Annotated in this window: 15 protein-coding genes; 8 read left to right on the top strand and 7 right to left on the bottom strand. The window is 45.7% G+C overall.

Going from position 1 to position 16,970, the window contains the following annotated elements; genetic code table 11:
• Nucleotides 1-102: 102 nt before the first annotated feature.
• The 3 genes from ACFPIB_RS09660 to gltX form a co-directional block, all read right to left on the bottom strand.
• Nucleotides 103-1,125, bottom strand: a complete 1,023-nt coding sequence (locus tag ACFPIB_RS09660) for a FecR family protein (RefSeq protein ID WP_378017246.1) — start codon at nt 1,123-1,125, stop codon at nt 103-105.
• Between the two features lie 107 nt (nt 1,126-1,232).
• Complete coding sequence (locus tag ACFPIB_RS09655; protein ID WP_378017245.1) at nt 1,233-1,832, bottom strand: RNA polymerase sigma-70 factor; 600 nt, start codon at nt 1,830-1,832, stop codon at nt 1,233-1,235.
• 730 nt (nt 1,833-2,562) lie between these two features.
• Nucleotides 2,563-4,110 carry a glutamate--tRNA ligase gene (gltX, locus tag ACFPIB_RS09650; RefSeq protein WP_378017244.1) on the bottom strand — a complete coding sequence of 516 codons (1,548 nt, stop codon included), beginning with the start codon at nt 4,108-4,110 and terminating at the stop codon, nt 2,563-2,565.
• 228 nt (nt 4,111-4,338) lie between these two features.
• Here gltX and ACFPIB_RS09645 point away from each other — a divergent pair, with 228 nt between their 5' ends.
• Nucleotides 4,339-5,319 (top strand): YihY/virulence factor BrkB family protein, encoded by a 981-nt coding sequence (locus ACFPIB_RS09645; RefSeq protein ID WP_378017243.1) that lies wholly within the window; start codon nt 4,339-4,341, stop codon nt 5,317-5,319.
• A gap of 174 nt (nt 5,320-5,493) precedes the next feature.
• Here ACFPIB_RS09645 and ACFPIB_RS09640 read toward each other — a convergent pair whose 3' ends face one another.
• Complete coding sequence (locus ACFPIB_RS09640; protein WP_378017242.1) at nt 5,494-5,874, bottom strand: RidA family protein; 381 nt, start codon at nt 5,872-5,874, stop codon at nt 5,494-5,496.
• A gap of 134 nt (nt 5,875-6,008) precedes the next feature.
• On the opposite strand from ACFPIB_RS09640, the gene ACFPIB_RS09635 reads away from it, so the two are divergent.
• Complete coding sequence (locus ACFPIB_RS09635) at nt 6,009-6,683, top strand: 3-hydroxyacyl-CoA dehydrogenase family protein (RefSeq protein ID WP_378017241.1); 675 nt, start codon at nt 6,009-6,011, stop codon at nt 6,681-6,683.
• Between the two features lie 406 nt (nt 6,684-7,089).
• Here ACFPIB_RS09635 and glmS read toward each other — a convergent pair whose 3' ends face one another.
• From glmS to ACFPIB_RS09620, 3 genes are read right to left on the bottom strand one after another with little or no spacing between them, the layout of a single operon-like run.
• On the bottom strand, nt 7,090-8,925 hold the full coding sequence (gene glmS / locus ACFPIB_RS09630; RefSeq protein WP_378017240.1) for a glutamine--fructose-6-phosphate transaminase (isomerizing): 1,836 nt from the start codon (nt 8,923-8,925) through the stop codon (nt 7,090-7,092).
• A gap of 59 nt (nt 8,926-8,984) precedes the next feature.
• Nucleotides 8,985-10,391: a DUF4270 family protein gene (locus ACFPIB_RS09625; RefSeq protein WP_378017239.1), complete on the bottom strand. Its 1,407-nt coding sequence runs from the start codon at nt 10,389-10,391 to the stop codon at nt 8,985-8,987.
• The gene (locus tag ACFPIB_RS09620) at nt 10,375-11,187 is read right to left on the bottom strand and encodes a glycogen/starch synthase (RefSeq protein WP_378017238.1); all 813 of its coding nucleotides are present in this window, start codon (nt 11,185-11,187) and stop codon (nt 10,375-10,377) included. Before ACFPIB_RS09620 ends, ACFPIB_RS09625 begins: the two co-directional genes overlap by 17 nt.
• 142 nt (nt 11,188-11,329) lie before the next feature.
• On the opposite strand from ACFPIB_RS09620, the gene panC reads away from it, so the two are divergent.
• From panC to ACFPIB_RS09590, 6 genes are all read left to right on the top strand, one after another.
• A complete protein-coding gene (panC, locus tag ACFPIB_RS09615; protein WP_378017237.1) occupies nt 11,330-12,178 on the top strand; it encodes a pantoate--beta-alanine ligase in 849 nt (282 codons plus the stop codon).
• A 50-nt stretch (nt 12,179-12,228) separates the two neighbouring features.
• The gene (locus ACFPIB_RS09610; protein WP_378017236.1) at nt 12,229-13,113 is read left to right on the top strand and encodes a T9SS type A sorting domain-containing protein; all 885 of its coding nucleotides are present in this window, start codon (nt 12,229-12,231) and stop codon (nt 13,111-13,113) included.
• 144 nt (nt 13,114-13,257) lie between these two features.
• Nucleotides 13,258-14,313 carry a lysylphosphatidylglycerol synthase transmembrane domain-containing protein gene (locus tag ACFPIB_RS09605; protein WP_378017235.1) on the top strand — a complete coding sequence of 352 codons (1,056 nt, stop codon included), beginning with the start codon at nt 13,258-13,260 and terminating at the stop codon, nt 14,311-14,313.
• On the top strand, nt 14,297-14,785 hold the full coding sequence (gene rfaE2 / locus ACFPIB_RS09600) for a D-glycero-beta-D-manno-heptose 1-phosphate adenylyltransferase (RefSeq protein ID WP_378017234.1): 489 nt from the start codon (nt 14,297-14,299) through the stop codon (nt 14,783-14,785). The genes ACFPIB_RS09605 and rfaE2 overlap by 17 nt, the downstream gene beginning before the upstream one ends.
• Nucleotides 14,786-14,794: 9 nt before the next feature.
• The gene (locus tag ACFPIB_RS09595) at nt 14,795-15,472 is read left to right on the top strand and encodes a zinc metallopeptidase (protein WP_378017233.1); all 678 of its coding nucleotides are present in this window, start codon (nt 14,795-14,797) and stop codon (nt 15,470-15,472) included.
• Nucleotides 15,473-15,821: 349 nt separating this feature from the next.
• Entirely contained in the window at nt 15,822-16,964 is a 1,143-nt protein-coding gene (locus tag ACFPIB_RS09590) for an acyl-CoA dehydrogenase (RefSeq protein ID WP_378017232.1), read from the top strand.
• Nucleotides 16,965-16,970 lie beyond the last annotated feature (6 nt).

The raw sequence follows: 16,970 nt of genomic DNA, 5'->3' as shown, positions 1-16,970 counted from the left end.
GGAGGGGGTAGGGGGAGGATTTTACATTATCTGATTTTCTGAAATGCGTGAAGTCCTCCCCTTGCCCCCTCCAAAGGGGGACTATAAAAACCCTTACATTCTTTAGCAGCCCGGGCCATCAATCCAAACGGTACCGTTTTCTTCCTCAAAAGTCAGGTTCAAAGTTAAGTGCAGCACTTCCTGAATTTCCGTTAACGTCTGCTTTTCAAATGTTCCGGTAAAGTGACAAGCCTCCAGTTTTTCGTTGCGGAAGCGGAATTTCTTGCCGTACACTTTTTCCAGATCGTGGGCTACAGTTTTCAGATCGGTGTTATGGAAGCGTAAAATGCGGGTTTGCCAAGCTAGGAAATTCAGGTCGGAAGTTGGTTCAGCAATTACGTTATGCGTTTCGGCGTTGAATTTTCCGGTTTGGTTGGGCGTGAGCAATACACGGTTTTCGGGTTTAGATTCTTCGCGCAATTCCACTTTCCCGGTTACCACCGAAACAATTACAGCTTTTTGTTCCGCGTACGCTTCTACGTTAAAACTCGTGCCTTTTACTTCGGTTACGGTTTCGGCGGCGCTGATCCGGAAAGGTTTGCTCGGGTCTTTGGCTACATCGAAAAAAGCTTCGCCGGCTAATTGTACTTCGCGGGAATTGGCGGCAAAGGTTTTTGGGTAACGCAGCGAGCTTCCGCCGTTCAGCCACACCGTAGAATTATCGGGCAACGTAATTTTGCTGCGTTGGCCGGTTTTGGTTTCGTATTTCACATACGCTACGCCCAGATCCTGCACGGCCGTTTTATTCCGGAAAATTGCGAAAACTACGCCCAGCGAAAGCACTAAAACAGCCGCCACTTTCCATACCCAGCTATAATCGGTTTTGGCTTCGATTTTCGGTAAAGTATATTCGGTTGGCTGGAAGTTGAGTTTGCGCGTGATTTCCTGCAAAGCCAGATCTACGTTGGTTTCCGGCGCTTCGGTTTGTGAGCCGGAGGCCTGCCAGATCTTGCGCAGCTGGCCTAGCTGCCGGCGGTTTGCTGCGCTCGAAGCCTCCCAAAGTTCCACCTCGCGGTTTTCTTCTTCGGTGGTTTCTCCGGCTAAATAGCGGGTAAGTACTTCCCAGTCAACGGTTGGTGGCAGCATGGTTCTAAAATTTATTCCCGTTTTTGGTAAGACAATTCACAGCGGCGCTACCCTTAGTGCTTCGTTTAATTTCTATAGTTTTTTGGCTGAAAAGCATATCGTTTTGGTTAGCGACTCAGGATTAAAATTAGCAAAACCAATGCTTCGCTCCAGCAGCTTCTTAAAAAAGTGCGCAGTTTTTTCAGCGCCGTGCCCATGTGCGCTTCCACGGTCTTTACTGAAATCTGTAATTCGTCGGCAATTTGCTGGTACGACATGCCTTCGTGGCGGCTCAACGTGAACACGATGCGGCATTTTTCCGGCAATTGTTCAATGCCTTCGGCCACCAGTTTTTCCAGCTCCTGCTGGTTCATTTCCTCTTCCGGTGTCTGCGCATTGGCGGCATAGGTTTCCGGCACTTCATCCGAAACCACGCTCATGCGCGCCACGCGGCTTTTCAGGTAATTGAAAGCCCGGTTGCGCGCCATGGTGTACAGATACGGTTTCACCGCCGAATTAATGGTCAGCGATTCGCGGTTTTCCCAGAGGTAAATGAAAATGTCCTGCGTGAGTTCTTCGGCAATTTCCTGGCTGCGCACAAATTTCCAGGTGAATTTGTAAAGATCGGAGTAATACGTTCTTATGAGCGCCTGCAGCGTAGCCTGGTCGCCGGCTGCGAGCTGGCGACAAACTTCTTCCGGGCTTAACGTGGCAGTGCTGGCAGACATAAATTGCTTTTCTGAAAGGTAAAATTACAATTTTTTCAGATTAATGTTATTAAAAGTGTTTTTGAAGCGAAATGTTTGTTTTTTTATGATTCTAAATTATTTGGTCATCTCGACGTCAGGAGAGATCTCATCAAGTTGGTAGAATATAAGCTACTGACTTTTTCTGCCTGAAAGCATATCGTTTTTTCATAGTTAGCTTTTTGCCTTTTATAAGATAGGTTTTCTGTTTCATAGTAAACTTTAGTGTTCTTTTTGTCTTGACACAAAAAGAACCAAAAAAGTTAAGTCAAGCGCAAACTCGCTGACCGCTCAAACAGTGCGCTTGACAAATAACCACCGTGGTAGATATCTTCTTCGTAGTGAGCTGAACAGTGCCTGGATAGTAAATGGTAGTGCTCTTGCAAACGGCCAAATCTTTCGCTGGTAGCGAAGATTTGACTGGTAATTCTTCGCTTTTGTTAATCGCACTCCGCTGCGCGTTCGAGTGAAAGGATTGAATAAAGCAGAAAGCAAGCTCCCCGCCTGGACAGGAGGGGTTGGGGGTGGTTGATTTTCAGAGCAGAAAAGCTCTCTGAGAGAATGGAGATTATGAAACAGGGAAATCTTAAAATTCTGTCCATCCTAAAAATCCTGAAAATCGTGTTCAGACAATTTTTCCGAAAATCCTGATCAAAAAAAAAGCCCTCCCCTGAATCAGGAGAGGGCTTGAGGTTACTTTTTTAGCCTGAAACTATACCGTTTTCAAAACAAACGGCTGCAGTTTTTCAATAGCAGTTCCTAAGCGTTTCACGGTTTCTTCTTTGCCGATGATCTCGATGATGTCCATCAGATCCGGGCCGGCTTCTACGCCGGTTACGGCTAATCGAAGCGCTTGCATAACGGCACCTAATTTCACGCCGTTGCGTTCCAGAATGCTGTTGAGCAGGTTTTTAACTTCGGCGGCAATGAAAACTTCAATAGTTGGCAGCTCATTTTTGAACTGTTCGAAGATGTTTACGGCCTGGGCATTCCATTTCTTGGCTGCCACTTGTTCGTTATAGGTTTCCGGGGCAATGAACATGTATTGGGCTTCGCGCCAGAAATCCTGCGGGAACGTTACGCGCTCTTTCATTACCGAAGCAATCTTCGCAGCTTTCTCCGGCGAACAATCAATATTGTGTTCCTTCAGGGCATCAAGTAAATACACGGCCAGTTCTTCGTCGGGTTTGGCGCGCAGGTATTGCTCGTTGAACCACTTCACTTTGTTCTGGTCGAAACGGGTGCCGGATTTACCGATGCGCTCAATTGAGAACGCGTCGATCAGTTCGTCCATCGAGAAAATTTCCTGCTGCGTGCCCGGGTTCCAGCCTAAGAAAGCCAGGAAGTTTACAAATGCTTCCGGCAAATAACCGTTTTCGCGGTAGCCGCTCGATTTTTCGCTGGTAAAAGGATCAACCCAGTTCAGCGGGAAAACTGGGAAGCCTAACTTATCGCCGTCGCGTTTGCTGAGTTTGCCGTTGCCGTCGGGTTTCAGTAAAAGTGGCAAGTGGGCAAATTCCGGCATGGTGCTTTCCCAGCCTAAATATTTGTAAAGCAATACGTGCAGCGGCGCGCTTGGCAACCATTCTTCGCCGCGAATTACGTGCGTAATTTCCATTAAATGGTCGTCCACGATGTTCGCTAAATGGTAAGTCGGCATGCCGTCAGATTTCATTAGCACCTTATCGTCGATCGCCGAAGAATGTACCATCACCCAACCACGGATCATGTCTTTCAAACGAATCTCTTCTTTGCGCGGCACTTTCAAACGAATTACGTAGGGTTCACCACTTTCCAAACGGCGCTTTACTTCGTCTTCCGGAAGCGTCAGCGAGTTTTTCATGGTGTTGCGGGTAATGCTGTTGTACTGCGGCGTGGCTACTTTGGCAGCTTTCAGGCGCTCGCGCATGGCATCCAGTTCTTCGGCCGTATCGAACGCATAATAGGCATTGCCTTCGTTTACCAGTTTCATGGCGTAATCCATGTACATCGGTTTGCGTTCGCTCTGGCGGTAAGGCGCATGCGGACCACCTACTATCGGGCTTTCGTCCAGCTTAATGCCGCACCATTCCAAGGCTTCAAAAATGTAGTTTTCGGCGCCCGGAATAAAGCGGTTCTGATCAGTATCTTCAATGCGCAGCAGCATTTTGCCGCCCATTTTCTTCGCGAATAAATAATTATATAAAGCGGTGCGTACGCCGCCAATATGTAAAGGCCCGGTGGGGCTGGGAGCAAAGCGAACTCTAACTTCTCTTTCCATGAAATATGCTCTTATAAATACGGATTTGAAAAACGCCGCAAGTTACGAAAATCTGCGGCCAATGGCATTTTTAATTGCAGCAATTGAACAAAACGGTAGGGTTTTAAATCAAAAAACTACCGCTCCCGAAAGCTAACTTTTGCCTGAAGCTCTCGTTTTACCAAAGGCTTTCCTGATCCGGCAGCTTTACCGGTCTGAAAAACCGATGGAAGTTCGTTTATAAAATTGATGTTTAAGAAAATACTGCATAAGATCTGGTGCCTGTTTCGCGAATCGTGGCTGGAATTTATGGATGTGAACCCGTTTCAGATGGGCGCTGCCCTGGCTTACTATGCCGTTTTTGCTTTGCCCCCCATGATCATTATTATTCTGAATTCGGCCAGTCTTTTTTATGGCAAAAAAGCTGTGGAAGGCGAAATTTACGTTTTCATGCGCGAATACATAGGCGCCGACGGGGCGTTGGAGGTGCAGAAAATGGTAGAGAACATTAGCCAGAACCAAGGCCTTACGCTTGCCACTATTATTGGCGTGGGCGCTTTGCTGATCGCGGCTACCGGGGCATTTATTTCGCTGCAGGATTCGCTGAATTTTATCTGGGGCGTAAAGCCGAAACCTAAAAACGAATACCTAAAACTGCTCCGCGACCGCCTTCGTTCGTTTGCCATGATTTTGGGTATTGCGCCGCTTTTGCTTACTACCGTGCTGGTGCAAGGCGCATTGTCGTGGCTCGGAAATCAGATCTTCGCCGATGGTTCGGCACATGATATTTTTTTAGCGAGCGTCATAAATCTGGTAGTTTCTACGCTGGTAATTGCGTTTTTATTTGCGGCAGTTTATAAATTCTTACCCGATGCCCACATTCACTGGCGCGATGTGCGGGTTGGCGCCGGCGTTACGGCTGCGCTATTCACCATCGGTAAAATTGTGATTGCCGCTTACGTTACCAACAGCAACATTGCTTCGGTTTACGGCGCGGCCGGGGTTATTGCTATTTTGCTGGTATGGGTTTTTTATTCGTCGCAGATCCTGTTTTTCGGGGCGGTTTTCACGCTGGTTTATTCCCGGAAATACGGCGCCAATATTTATCCGCGCCGTTACGCCGTGCACGTGCGCCGCACCGAAGTAGAAGCCGGCCACACCGCCCTGAACACCGATAAAGGCAAATACGATCTGGAAGAAGAAGGTTACCGCCACCACAACGTCGATTAGTAGCAAACACCTTTTCACCCGTAAACGCTATCGTTTTTCCATCTAAAAGTCCGCAAACGGGTTTTTATTCGTTCGACCTGCAATGAAAAATGATAGGGTTTTCAGCGCAAAAAGTCCATAAAAAACCTCACAGGTTTCCGAAACCTGTGAGGTTAAAATCTTGATACTTACGTCTTACTTCACCGCAATAGCTGAAATTTCCACATTCACATCTTTTGGTAAGCGGCTTACTTCCACGGTTTCGCGGGCGGGCGGGTTGAAGGAAAAATAGCTACCGTAAATTTCGTTGATACGGGCGAAATTGTTCATGTCTTTCACGAAAATGGTGCATTTGGCTACATCGGCAAAACCCATTTCGGCAGTAGCTAAAATGGCCTGCATGTTTTTCATTACCTGGTGCGTTTCGGCTTCAATGCTTTCATTTATCAGGTTGCCGGTTTCGGCATCGAGCGCAATTTGTCCGGAAATATAAAGCGTGTTGCCGGCCATTACGGCGTGGCTGTAAGGCCCGATCGGAGCCGGTGCATTAGGCGAATTTACAATGATATTGGCCATAAATTATATGTTTTTAGCGTTGAATTTCAGGACTTAAATTTCAGTTTTGATGTGAATGGAAGATAATTTTCAAATTTTCAAATCTCCAAATTTCCACATTTAAGCTATCTTTACGGCCAAATATAAGCAGAAATATGCAGGTACTCGTTTTAAGCACGCCGGAAATTGCCGCCGAATTCAAACAAAAATTCACTTCCGAAAATCAATACGTTTTCATTCAGAATTACGACGAACTGGAAAAGCATCTGCCGCAAACCGAAGTCGTTTTCGATTTTTTGCTGCAGGATGAACCGCTGCGCTTGGCCCATTACGCCCATAAAAGTCGCCTGACTGTATTCTGCCACGCCGTTAAAAAGCAACTCGCCGAACTCGCCTCAACTGTCGAAAATGTAGCTTGTAACTTAGTTGGTTTCAACGGCTTGCCAACCATGATCAACCGCCAATACCTGGAAGTTTCGTTGTTGCACGCTCATGCCGTAACCAAACTGGAAGAAGTCTGCAAAGCCCTCGGCACCGAATATCTAGTTGTAGAAGACCGGGTTGGTTTGGTAACGCCGCGCATCGTTTGCATGATCATTAACGAAGCCTGCTATACTTTACAGGAAGGCACGGCCACCGTTCGAGACATTGACTTAGGCATGAAACTCGGCACCAACTATCCGCACGGCCCGTTTGAGTGGGCTGCCAAGATCGGTACTCAAAACGTGTACGAAACCCTGCAAGCCATCTACGAAGACACCATAGACGAACGCTACAAGATCTGCCCGCTGCTCAAAACCATGTACCTGAAAAACGAAACGTTTGCGTAGTTTTTGACCTGAAAAGCATATCGTTTTTTAGTTATTCTGAATAGGAGAGAGTCCCAAAACCATCCCGCAAGTTTAGGCGTAGCCGTAACTTGTGGGTAAGAATCCAGTCAGTTTGTAACTTACCTTGCCTACAAGGCAACCTAAATGCCTGCTATAAAAACGGTAGGAAATAACCTAATAAAAGTCGCAATAGGAATGTTGCAAACCTTCTGCAAGTTGCAAACTTGCTATGTGTATAAAGTTACAAGTTACGCTAGGCCTAAACTTGCGACATATTTGTTGATTTTTTCCGCTTCAAACCCTAGCGTTTTTCATTCTAATACGAATTCAAATTCCTCTGAAAAGAAAAAAGGCCTTCGAATTGCTTCGGAGGCCTTTACTTTTTATGCTTGAAACGATATCGTTTTTATTCTACTGTTACCGATTTTGCCAGGTTACGCGGCTGATCTACGTTGCAACCGCGCATTACAGCAATGTGGTAAGAAAGTAACTGCAATGGAATAACCGATACCAATGGAACCAGGGCTTCGTCTGCGGCTGGTACTTCAATTACGAATTCAGCCATTTCCGGAATTACGTCGTCACCTTCGGTTACAATAGCAATGATCCGGCCTTTACGGGCTTTTACTTCCTGAATGTTCGATACAATTTTCTCGTAAGAGCTGTCTTTGGTAGCAATAACCACCACTGGCATGTTTTCATCGATCAGCGCAATTGGGCCGTGCTTCATTTCTGCTGCCGGGTAACCTTCTGCGTGGATGTACGAAATTTCTTTCAGTTTAAGCGCGCCTTCCAAAGCAACCGGGAAGTTGTAACCGCGGCCTAAATACAGGAAGTTTGGCACATCTTTGAAAACATCGGCAATGTGCTGGATCTGGGCATCTAATTTCAGCGCCTGCTCCACTTTAGCCGGAATGTTTTCCATTTCCACCATTAACTGGCGCAGTTTGCTGTTTTCAATGGTGCCGCGTTTTTCAGCAACCATCAAAGCCATTAAGGTAAGAACGGTAACCTGCGCCGTGAAAGCTTTGGTAGAAGCCACGCCAATTTCCGGACCAGCGTGCGTGTAAGCACCGGCATCAGAAGCTCGCGCAATAGAAGAACCTACCACGTTGCAAACCCCGAAAATAGTAGCGCCTTTCGATTTAGCCAGTTCAATTGCTGCCAAAGTATCTGCCGTTTCGCCTGATTGAGAGATAGCAATTACGATATCGGTTTCGCGGATAACCGGGTTCCGGTAACGGAATTCTGAAGCATATTCTACTTCTACCGGTATGCGTGCAAATTCTTCAAATAAATATTCAGCTACCAGACCAGCGTGCCACGAAGTACCACAAGCTACGATCAGAATACGATCGGCTGCTACAAATTTGTTAGCATACTCCCGAATCCCGCCCATCATCAAGTGATTCTGGTCGGCAATTAAACGGCCGCGCATGCTATCCATGATAGAACGTGGCTGCTCAAAAATTTCTTTCAGCATGAAGTGCTCATAACCACCTTTTTCAATGGCATCGAGTTTCAGCTCCAGTTTCTGGATGTAAGGTGTGGTGCGAACGGCTTCTTTCGTCTGAATATCGAGTTTACCGTCCTTAATAACCACGATCTCGTAATCGTTTACATAGATCACTTCGTTCGTGTACTCAATGATCGGAGTAGCATCGGAAGCCAGGAAAAATTCGTTCTCGCCAACGCCAATTACCATTGGGCTGCCTTTACGGGCTGCAATCAACTGATTCGGGTCATCTTCTGAAAGCACCACAATTGCATAAGCACCTACTACTTCGTGTAACGCCAGGCGAACAGCTTCTTCCAGCGAGCAGTTATTATTCGTATGAATGTCTTCGATCAGGTTGATGAAAACTTCAGAATCGGTATCGCTGTGGAATTCGTAGCCGCGGCTCAGTAAAACTGTTTTTAGAGCGGCGTAATTCTCTATAATGCCGTTATGAATAATGGCAATGCGCTTGGAAGTTGAATAATGCGGGTGCGCGTTCGAGTCGTTTGGTTCGCCGTGGGTTGCCCAACGCGTATGGCCCATGCCAACATGTGAATGGGTTGCCTGGTCGCCAATGAAATTTTCGAGGTCGCTAACTTTGCCTTTCTTTTTATAAACTTTCAGGTCGCCGTTCAGCAACGCGATACCGGCGCTGTCGTAGCCACGGTACTCTAATCTTTTAAGTCCTTTTAAAATGATCGGACACGCTTCGCGGTGACCGATATATGCTACAATTCCGCACATAGTTTTTCGTGTTTAAACGATACCGTTTTTCAGGTATTGATTATGAAATGTGTTAAAGGTTATTTTAACTGTGAGTAATAGATCCGGAGTTTTATTTTGCCGGCGCCGGCATCTATAATCGCTCGGTTGGCAGTAATAGTTCCCGGAAAGGTAAGACCTGATGCGGTGGCAGTAAAAGCATCTTCGGCTACCGGAGAAACAAGAATGCCGTGATTTGCTTTTTTACCGTCGAGCAGGGCTTGTACGTGAGAAGTAATGTTTACTTTATAAAAACCGCTGTCGGCTTCGTAAAGGGCACGGGCCGGGCGGGAAATGCCAAAGGCAGAAGCATCGCCGCGTTGCACGGTGTAAGATACGCCGGCGGCAGTTTTTGCTACGCGTTTATTTTTGGTGCTTTCGTAAAGAATAATGCTTTCCGGGGCTTTTGCAATTTTACCGGCAGGGTCTATTGTTCCTGCTTTTACCGGAATTACCAACTCTGCATGGTTAATGTAAATATTGCCTTTGCCGTTCTTGAAAGTTTCAATTTCCGGGAAAGTGATCAGGGTTTTTACGCCGGTGAATTCCTGGATGTAAACTTCGTTGTTGCTGTCGGTGCTTTTCAATTCCTGGCCTTTAGCTAAAGCCGGTAACTTGCCCGGTCCTTCAGCTTTCATGGCGTTGAAATAGTAGTTGCCGCTTAAAGAGAAGTTGTGAAATTTAGATTCGCCTTTTTTGTCTTTATAATAAAGATTAATGCCCGCTACTCTAACTACCGGAGTGCCCGCAGTATCTGGTTTGGTAAAGAACCCTACCAAGCTGCCGGTTGCGGAATTCGAAGCTGGTACAATGGCAATGCCCGGCCAGAATTTTCTGAATTCTTCCTGCGTGCTTAAATCATTCTGACCTGATTTGGCTAATACCTGAGAAGCAAAATTCTGGTCCAGCTTAATGCGCAACAGGCGGCTGCTGGGTTTGCCTTTCAGTTTGGTGCGGTGGTAGCGCGGCTTAAAATCAAGGCTGCCTAAAACAGTGTTGCCAGGAATAGTGCTTGTGGTGAAGTAAGTTTGTGCGTCTTTGAAATTCTCATCCAGTTTAAGCACGTTTACCTTCATGGTAGTGGTGGTGTCGCCGTAGTAATAGCCGGTATAAGCCAGAACCAGAACCATAGAATCGGCTGGAGTATTGGGGGCAATGTCGAAAGAAACGCCGGTGCCGTTCAGGCCAACTTCGGTATAATGCGCGGCGGAAATCGTTCCAAATTCACCGTCGGCAGCTTTACCTACCAGAACCGGGTTGTTTTTGAAAGCCACAATAGAATCTGGTTGCACAACCGTGCTGGCTTCCACGTTCATCTTTTCGAACGTGGTGCCAAGCAGATTGCTTTCGCCTTGCAGGCCTAAGCCGATATCAGAAGGTTTTTCGCAGGAAACTAAAGTAAGTAGAAAAAAAAAGCTTAAATACAGGGAATTAGTTCGCAAGCTCATTATACAGGTTGTAGTAAGAATCGAGCTGGCTTTCGTTCTGCCCGATATCATTGATCTTTTTAGTTAGCTGGAATTCGTTGAAAAGAGCGTTCATGTTATCGCTGAAATCATCGTCCGATTTTAATACCGTGTCCGCATATTCCATACCAATCTTCACGAAAGCATCGCAGTCGGCCGATTGCAGGTTGCCCAGCATGCTGTCTTCAATATCCAGCATTTTTACTTTTTCCAGCAAATCGCCCTCAAATTTATGAGAAAATTCGTTGTTGCAAACCGTAAATACAGATTTCGCATCTTTAAAGATCGGGTCTTTTTTGTAAGTCGATTTTAAGTACATCGGAATCAGGCCTGTCATCCAGTCATAGCAATGTACAATGTCCGGCGACCAGCCCAGCTTTTTGACGGTTTCGAGTACGCCTTTGCAGAAGAAAATAGCGCGTTCGTCGTTATCGGCGTGGAATTTATTGTCTTTATCTACCAGCGCAGATTTGCGGTGGAAATAATCGTCGTTATCAATAAAATAAACCTGTAATTTGGCATTCGGAATAGAAGCCACTTTAATTACAAGCGGTTTTTCTTCTTCACCTACGGCAATGTTGATCCCGGAAAGACGCACTACTTCGTGCAAACGGTTCTTACGCTCGTTGATTACCCCGAAACGTGGCACAAAAATCCGGATTTCCATTCCTCTTTCCTGCATGGCCTGCGGCAACATTCTCAGAAAGTCTGCTACTTTTGTAGTCTGTAAGAACGGATTGATTTCTGTAGCGACGTAAAGGATTCTAAGTTTCGACATAGGCTTTGAAAGGTTAAATTACTTTTGGGCAATAGTATTGGTAAGGCAAAATTACAAAAAAAATCTCTGAAATTCAAATTTTGGTATTCTTAACAGTGTAGATATGACTTTTTATGCAGTTTTAGGTACCGTTTTATCTTAAATGAAACAAATTACTACCATTAATGAAATGCGCGCCGAGGCAGAAAAGTTGCGTTTGGCGGGTAAAACAATTGGCTTTGTACCCACCATGGGCGCGCTGCACGAAGGCCACCTGGAACTGATCCGGGCTTCGGTAGCAGAAAACGATGTAACGGTTTGCAGTATTTTCGTGAACCCCACTCAATTCAACAACGCAGAAGATTTCCGGCTTTACCCCAGAATTGAGCAGGAAGATGCCGCTTTGCTGGAAAATGCCAATTGCACTTATTTGTTTTTGCCCTCTGCCGCTGAAATGTACCCCGCGCCTGCCAAAACCAATTTTAATTTCGGCGAGCTGGAAACCGTAATGGAAGGTGCGCACCGGCCGGGCCATTTTAACGGCGTGGCTTTAATTGTGAGCAAACTTTTTCATGTGGTGCAACCGCACAAGGCGTATTTCGGACAGAAAGACCTGCAGCAGTACGCAATAATCAGGCAATTGGTTACAGATCTGAATTTTAACCTGAAGTTGGTCCGTTTTCCGATCGTGCGCGAAGCAAGCGGATTGGCCATGAGCAGCCGCAACCGCCGTTTAACTCCGGAACAATTGCAAATTGCGCCGCAACTTTATAAAACGCTATGCTTAGCTGCCGAAAAACTGCAAAATGGTAGTCTTTCGGAAGCAAAAAGTGCCGCGGAAGCGCATCTGCAAAATTACCCGGAAGTAAAGCTGGAATACTTTGAAATTGCCGATGCCAATACGCTGCAACCGTTAACCGAACTGAAGCTGGAACAGGAAGTAGCTTTGTGTCTGGCGGCATTTCTGGGTGAAGTGCGGTTGATCGATAATCTGGTGCTGGTTTTGAAATAAGAGATTGTGTCTGAGGAATATCTGCAAATCAAATAGCTGGAATATAATCTATGAAAAGACTATTCATCATTGTTTTGCTGGTATTTCTGCACTTCACCGTTCAGGCGCAGCATTACCAATCCATTTTTGGAAAGCAAACCACTTCTTGGGAGATAGCCTCGAACAATTTATGGGGATGGACACAAAGTACTATTATGGTGCAAAAGGATACCATAGTAAACGGCTTACTATATAAGAAAGTTCTTTCGAATAATTGGACTTATAAAGGCGGATTGTTGAGAGAAGATACTATTACCGGCAAAGTCTGGTTTAAAAGTATATTCCCAAGAAATCCAATGTTTCCTGATACTACAGAATTCCTGGCGTTCGATTATAGCTTGGCCGTTGGGGATGCCTTTGATATTTCTGGTGCAGGCTACGGATTGAATGTAAGTTTTCAAGACTCCTTTAACGTGGTGAAACGGGTATATTACCAGAATGACCAAAAGCACATTGAATTTAAGGGGCCGCTAATAGAGCCATTTACGATGATAGAAGGAATTGGTGGGACATATGGCGTGATCTGGAAGCAATATAATGGAGCCTTAACGAATCAATATTTGCTTTGCTCTTATAAGGATGGAGTCAAAACGTCTTACGACAATAAAGCTTTTCAGGGAAATTGTTCAGTTACTGGAATTTCAGAAGATGTACCCGATGGTCGCATTTCAATTTACCCAAATCCTGCTCAAAATCAGCTTTGCTTCAAATTAGCTTCCAAAACAAAAGTCCAAACCTGCCAGATTATGAATGCTCTCGGGAAAGTAGTTGCGGAGCCGGAAATTCAAATTAATAATTCGATCGATATTGGTGCATTGTCGGCCGGGTTGTACGTTTTGCAGCTTCAGGTCAATAACGGGAAAGTGTTTCGGCAAAAGTTTGTAAAGCAACATTAAAACCTGTTTATCCGGTCTTACTCACTGAAAATTCCACTAAAACGGGGTTTCTTTTAAAATAATTATCTTTGTAAGTTTTTAACCAGAAAAGCGTTCTGAGTTTTTCGGGCTGAAAGCCTACCGTTTTATTACTTTGCCTTTTGCATGAAGAAGCTGCTTAACATTATTAAATACTTTCTGCTTTTTGCTTTATCCATGTTTCTGATGTGGTACGCGCTCAAAGGCATCAATTTTCAGCTGGTTCTGGTTCAGTTAAAACAGGCTAATTATTTCTGGATCGGTATTTCTTTAGCAATTGCAACGTTGGGTTATTTCAGCCGGGCGCACCGCTGGAAAATGCAGATCGAGCCTACCGGGCATAAAGTTGGTTTCTGGTCGGTTTATAATGCCATGATGGTTGGTTACCTGGCCAATTTGGTTTTGCCGCGCGCCGGAGAAGTAGTGCGTTGCAGCGTTTTAAAACGTACCGACGAAATTCCGGTAAAAGTTTCTTTGGGCACCGTAATTACCGAGCGCGTTATTGACCTGGTGATTTTGCTGAGCTTGGTTACGCTTACATTTTTCGTGGAATTCGATAAGCTGCACGATTTTTTCCTGAACTACTTCAACGATAAATATGCCTCTTTCGAGCAAAACAGCTTCCTGATCTACAGTATTTTAGGAATTATGCTGCTGCTTACGTTGGTGGCTGTAGTGTTACTGATCCTTTATTTAAACCGCCTGCGCCAGAATGTTTTCTTTATGAAAATGGTAACGTTTGTGCGTGGAATTCTGGAAGGCGTATTCAGCATTGCTAAACTCAAAAACAAAGGCGAATTTGTATTCCATACGCTTTTTGTATGGTTTACCTATTATATAATGGGTTACATCGCTTTCTTTGCCCTCGATGCTACCAACGGTCTGGGTATGAATGTGGCGCTGGCGCTCTTTGTGATCGGTGGTCTGGGTATGGCGGCGCCGGTGCAGGGCGGTATCGGGATTTTTCACCTGATGGTACAATCTACGTTGCTGCTTTATGGCATTGGAAAAGAAGCCGGTATGGCATATGCTCTGATTGTACATACTTCGCAAACGCTGCTGGTAGTAATAATGGGCGGCATTAGTTTTGTAATGAGCATGCTGAAAAGCCGGCGGCAGCCGCAGGAAACTTTAGAAACCGATGCAAACGAACTCAATATTGCTCATGAATTCCGCGGATAAAATTTATACAACTGAAACGCTGGAGCCGGTACTGCAAAAATGGCGGGCCGAAAACCAGAAAATTGTGTTTACCAATGGTTGTTTCGATCTTTTGCATCTTGGCCATGTAGATTACCTGGAAAAAGCCCGGGCTTTAGGCGATAAACTGATCTTAGGCCTCAATACTGACAGGTCTATCCGTTGCCTGAAAGGGGAGGAGCGGCCGTTACAAGACGAAATGGCACGTGCCCGCATCATGGCAAGCTTGTTGTTCGTAGATGCAGTAATACTCTTCGACGAGGAAACGCCTTACAACCTGATAAAACTGGTGCAGCCCGATATTTTAGTAAAAGGCGATGATTATGCTCCGGAAAATATTGTGGGTTACGACATCGTTAAAGCGAAAGGCGGAGACGTAAAAACCGTTTCACTCGTAAAAGGGTATTCAACCAGCAACATTGTTGCGAAGATCAAAAAACAGGTAAACAATTAATTTCAGAACATGGCAATTATTTTAATGATCGTAATTTTTGGTGCCAGCGCCCTGGTTCAGTGGCGTTTGCGTTCCAAATTTGCTCAATACTCCGAAGTGGGGCTTCAGAATGGCATGAGCGGTAAAGAAATAGCCGAACACATGCTTGCCGATAATGGCATTACCGATGTGCGCGTAATTTCCACCGAAGGCCAACTTACCGACCATTACAACCCCGCCGATAAAACGGTAAATTTAAGTGAAGGCGTTTATGCTTCCAGAAGTGTAGCTGCCGCTGCCGTTGCTGCCCACGAATGCGGCCACGCCGTGCAGCACGCTACGGCTTACGGTATGCTGAAATTCCGTTCGGCAATGGTTCCGGCTTTAAGTGTGGCTTCGCGTTACATGCAATGGATCATCCTGATTGGTATCTTTATGCTGCAAACCACCCCAATTCCGTTGGCAATTGGTGTAGCGTTATTCGCAATGACTACATTATTCAGCTTTATAACCCTGCCGGTAGAATTTGATGCCAGCCGCCGCGCGTTGGCTTGGATCGATCAGAAAGGCATCGTAACGACGCAGGAACACGGCATGGCCAAAGATGCTTTGAAATGGGCAGCTTTAACCTACGTAGTTGCGGCTTTAGGTTCGTTGGCAACGCTGCTTTATTATGCTTCTATGCTCTTAGGCGGTCGCCGCGATTAAGACTTTTTCGGCCCGAAACCATAGCGTTTTCTGGCTGTTAACCTTACAGATTTTTCCTTTGTAGAGACGCAATACGTTGCGTCTCTTTTTTTTTTGCGGTATATTTTCTGCGTCTCATTTTCATCTTTCTGTAATGCTTCTTGTGGGTTTGGGAATTTTCTGCCCAGATGGAGACGCAACGTATTGCGTCTCTACAATTTTTTGTCGTTGAGATTCCCTGTCCAAAACGCTATGGTTTTGGTCTTAAAAAGTCGTGATTTCGGCAAATGCATTTAATCGGGTTTCTTCTGAAGAAAATTTCTATTTTTGCACATCGAATTTATTCTGAAAATTTTATAAGCATCTGAATATGAATTTTGACTTAACCGAAGAGCAATTGGCGGTACAGGCTGCGGCCCGCGATTTTGCCCAGACCGAATTGCTGCCGGGCGTAATTGAGCGCGATGAGCACCAGAAATTTCCGGCCGAACAAATCAAGAAATTAGGCGAGCTGGGTTTCCTGGGCATGATGGTAGACCCGAAATACGGCGGCAGCGGCATGGATACCGTTTCTTATGTGCTGGCCATGGAAGAAATTTCCAAAGTAGATGCTTCGGCTTCGGTGGTAATGAGCGTGAATAACTCGCTGGTTTGCTGGGGTCTGGAAAAATACGGTAACGAAGAGCAAAAACAGAAATACCTGACTAAACTTGCTACCGGCGAGATCATCGGTGCGTTCTGTCTTTCTGAGCCGGAAGCCGGTTCTGATGCTACGAGCCAGCGCACCACTGCCGAAGACAAAGGCGACTATTACCTGCTGAACGGTACCAAAAACTGGATCACCAATGGTAGCACTGCTTCTGTGTATTTGGTAATTGCGCAAACCGACGTAGCCAAAGGTCACCGTGGCATTAATGCCCTGATTGTAGAGCGCGGCATGGAAGGTTTTGTGGTTGGTCCGAAAGAAAACAAATTGGGTATTCGTGGTTCTGATACGCACTCATTAATGTTTACCGACGTGAAAGTGCCGAAAGAAAACCGCATCGGCGAAGATGGCTTCGGTTTCAAATTTGCGATGAGCACGCTTTCTGGCGGTAGAATTGGTATTGCTGCGCAAGCGTTGGGTATTGCTTCCGGTGCTTTTGAACTGGCTTTGAAATATTCGAAAGAGCGTAAAGCGTTCGGTAAAGAGATTTCGCAGCACCAGGCTATTCAGTTCAAACTGGCGGATATGGCTACTAATATCGATGCGGCGCGTTTGCTTTGCTTGCAGGCTGCCGACGATAAAGACAACCACCGCGATTACGGTAAATCTGGCGCGATGGCGAAGTTATTTGCTTCTAAAACCGCGATGGACACTACCGTTGAAGCTGTTCAGATCCACGGTGGTTACGGTTTTGTGAAAGAGTACCATGTAGAGCGTTTAATGCGCGATGCTAAAATAACACAAATTTATGAAGGTACTTCCGAGATACAGAAAATAGTAATTTCGAGAGAGCTTTTGAAAGCTTAATTGCGG

Origin of the sequence: Adhaeribacter terreus (assembly GCF_042657365.1) — a bacterium.
In the GTDB taxonomy this organism is placed as follows: Bacteria; Bacteroidota; Bacteroidia; order Cytophagales; family Hymenobacteraceae; genus Adhaeribacter_A; species Adhaeribacter_A terreus.
This window is presented reverse-complemented; position numbering and strand designations above follow the sequence as displayed.

Coding starts and splice junctions, on each gene's coding strand:
- ACFPIB_RS09660 (WP_378017246.1), bottom strand. CDS start 1,125: ATGCTGCCACCAACCGTTGACTGGGAAGTACTTACCCGCTATTTAGCC.
- ACFPIB_RS09655 (WP_378017245.1), bottom strand. CDS start 1,832: ATGTCTGCCAGCACTGCCACGTTAAGCCCGGAAGAAGTTTGTCGCCAG.
- gltX (WP_378017244.1), bottom strand. CDS start 4,110: ATGGAAAGAGAAGTTAGAGTTCGCTTTGCTCCCAGCCCCACCGGGCCT.
- ACFPIB_RS09645 (WP_378017243.1), top strand. CDS start 4,339: ATGTTTAAGAAAATACTGCATAAGATCTGGTGCCTGTTTCGCGAATCG.
- ACFPIB_RS09640 (WP_378017242.1), bottom strand. CDS start 5,874: ATGGCCAATATCATTGTAAATTCGCCTAATGCACCGGCTCCGATCGGG.
- ACFPIB_RS09635 (WP_378017241.1), top strand. CDS start 6,009: ATGCAGGTACTCGTTTTAAGCACGCCGGAAATTGCCGCCGAATTCAAA.
- glmS (WP_378017240.1), bottom strand. CDS start 8,925: ATGTGCGGAATTGTAGCATATATCGGTCACCGCGAAGCGTGTCCGATC.
- ACFPIB_RS09625 (WP_378017239.1), bottom strand. CDS start 10,391: ATGAGCTTGCGAACTAATTCCCTGTATTTAAGCTTTTTTTTTCTACTT.
- ACFPIB_RS09620 (WP_378017238.1), bottom strand. CDS start 11,187: ATGTCGAAACTTAGAATCCTTTACGTCGCTACAGAAATCAATCCGTTC.
- panC (WP_378017237.1), top strand. CDS start 11,330: ATGAAACAAATTACTACCATTAATGAAATGCGCGCCGAGGCAGAAAAG.
- ACFPIB_RS09610 (WP_378017236.1), top strand. CDS start 12,229: ATGAAAAGACTATTCATCATTGTTTTGCTGGTATTTCTGCACTTCACC.
- ACFPIB_RS09605 (WP_378017235.1), top strand. CDS start 13,258: ATGAAGAAGCTGCTTAACATTATTAAATACTTTCTGCTTTTTGCTTTA.
- rfaE2 (WP_378017234.1), top strand. CDS start 14,297: ATGAATTCCGCGGATAAAATTTATACAACTGAAACGCTGGAGCCGGTA.
- ACFPIB_RS09595 (WP_378017233.1), top strand. CDS start 14,795: ATGGCAATTATTTTAATGATCGTAATTTTTGGTGCCAGCGCCCTGGTT.
- ACFPIB_RS09590 (WP_378017232.1), top strand. CDS start 15,822: ATGAATTTTGACTTAACCGAAGAGCAATTGGCGGTACAGGCTGCGGCC.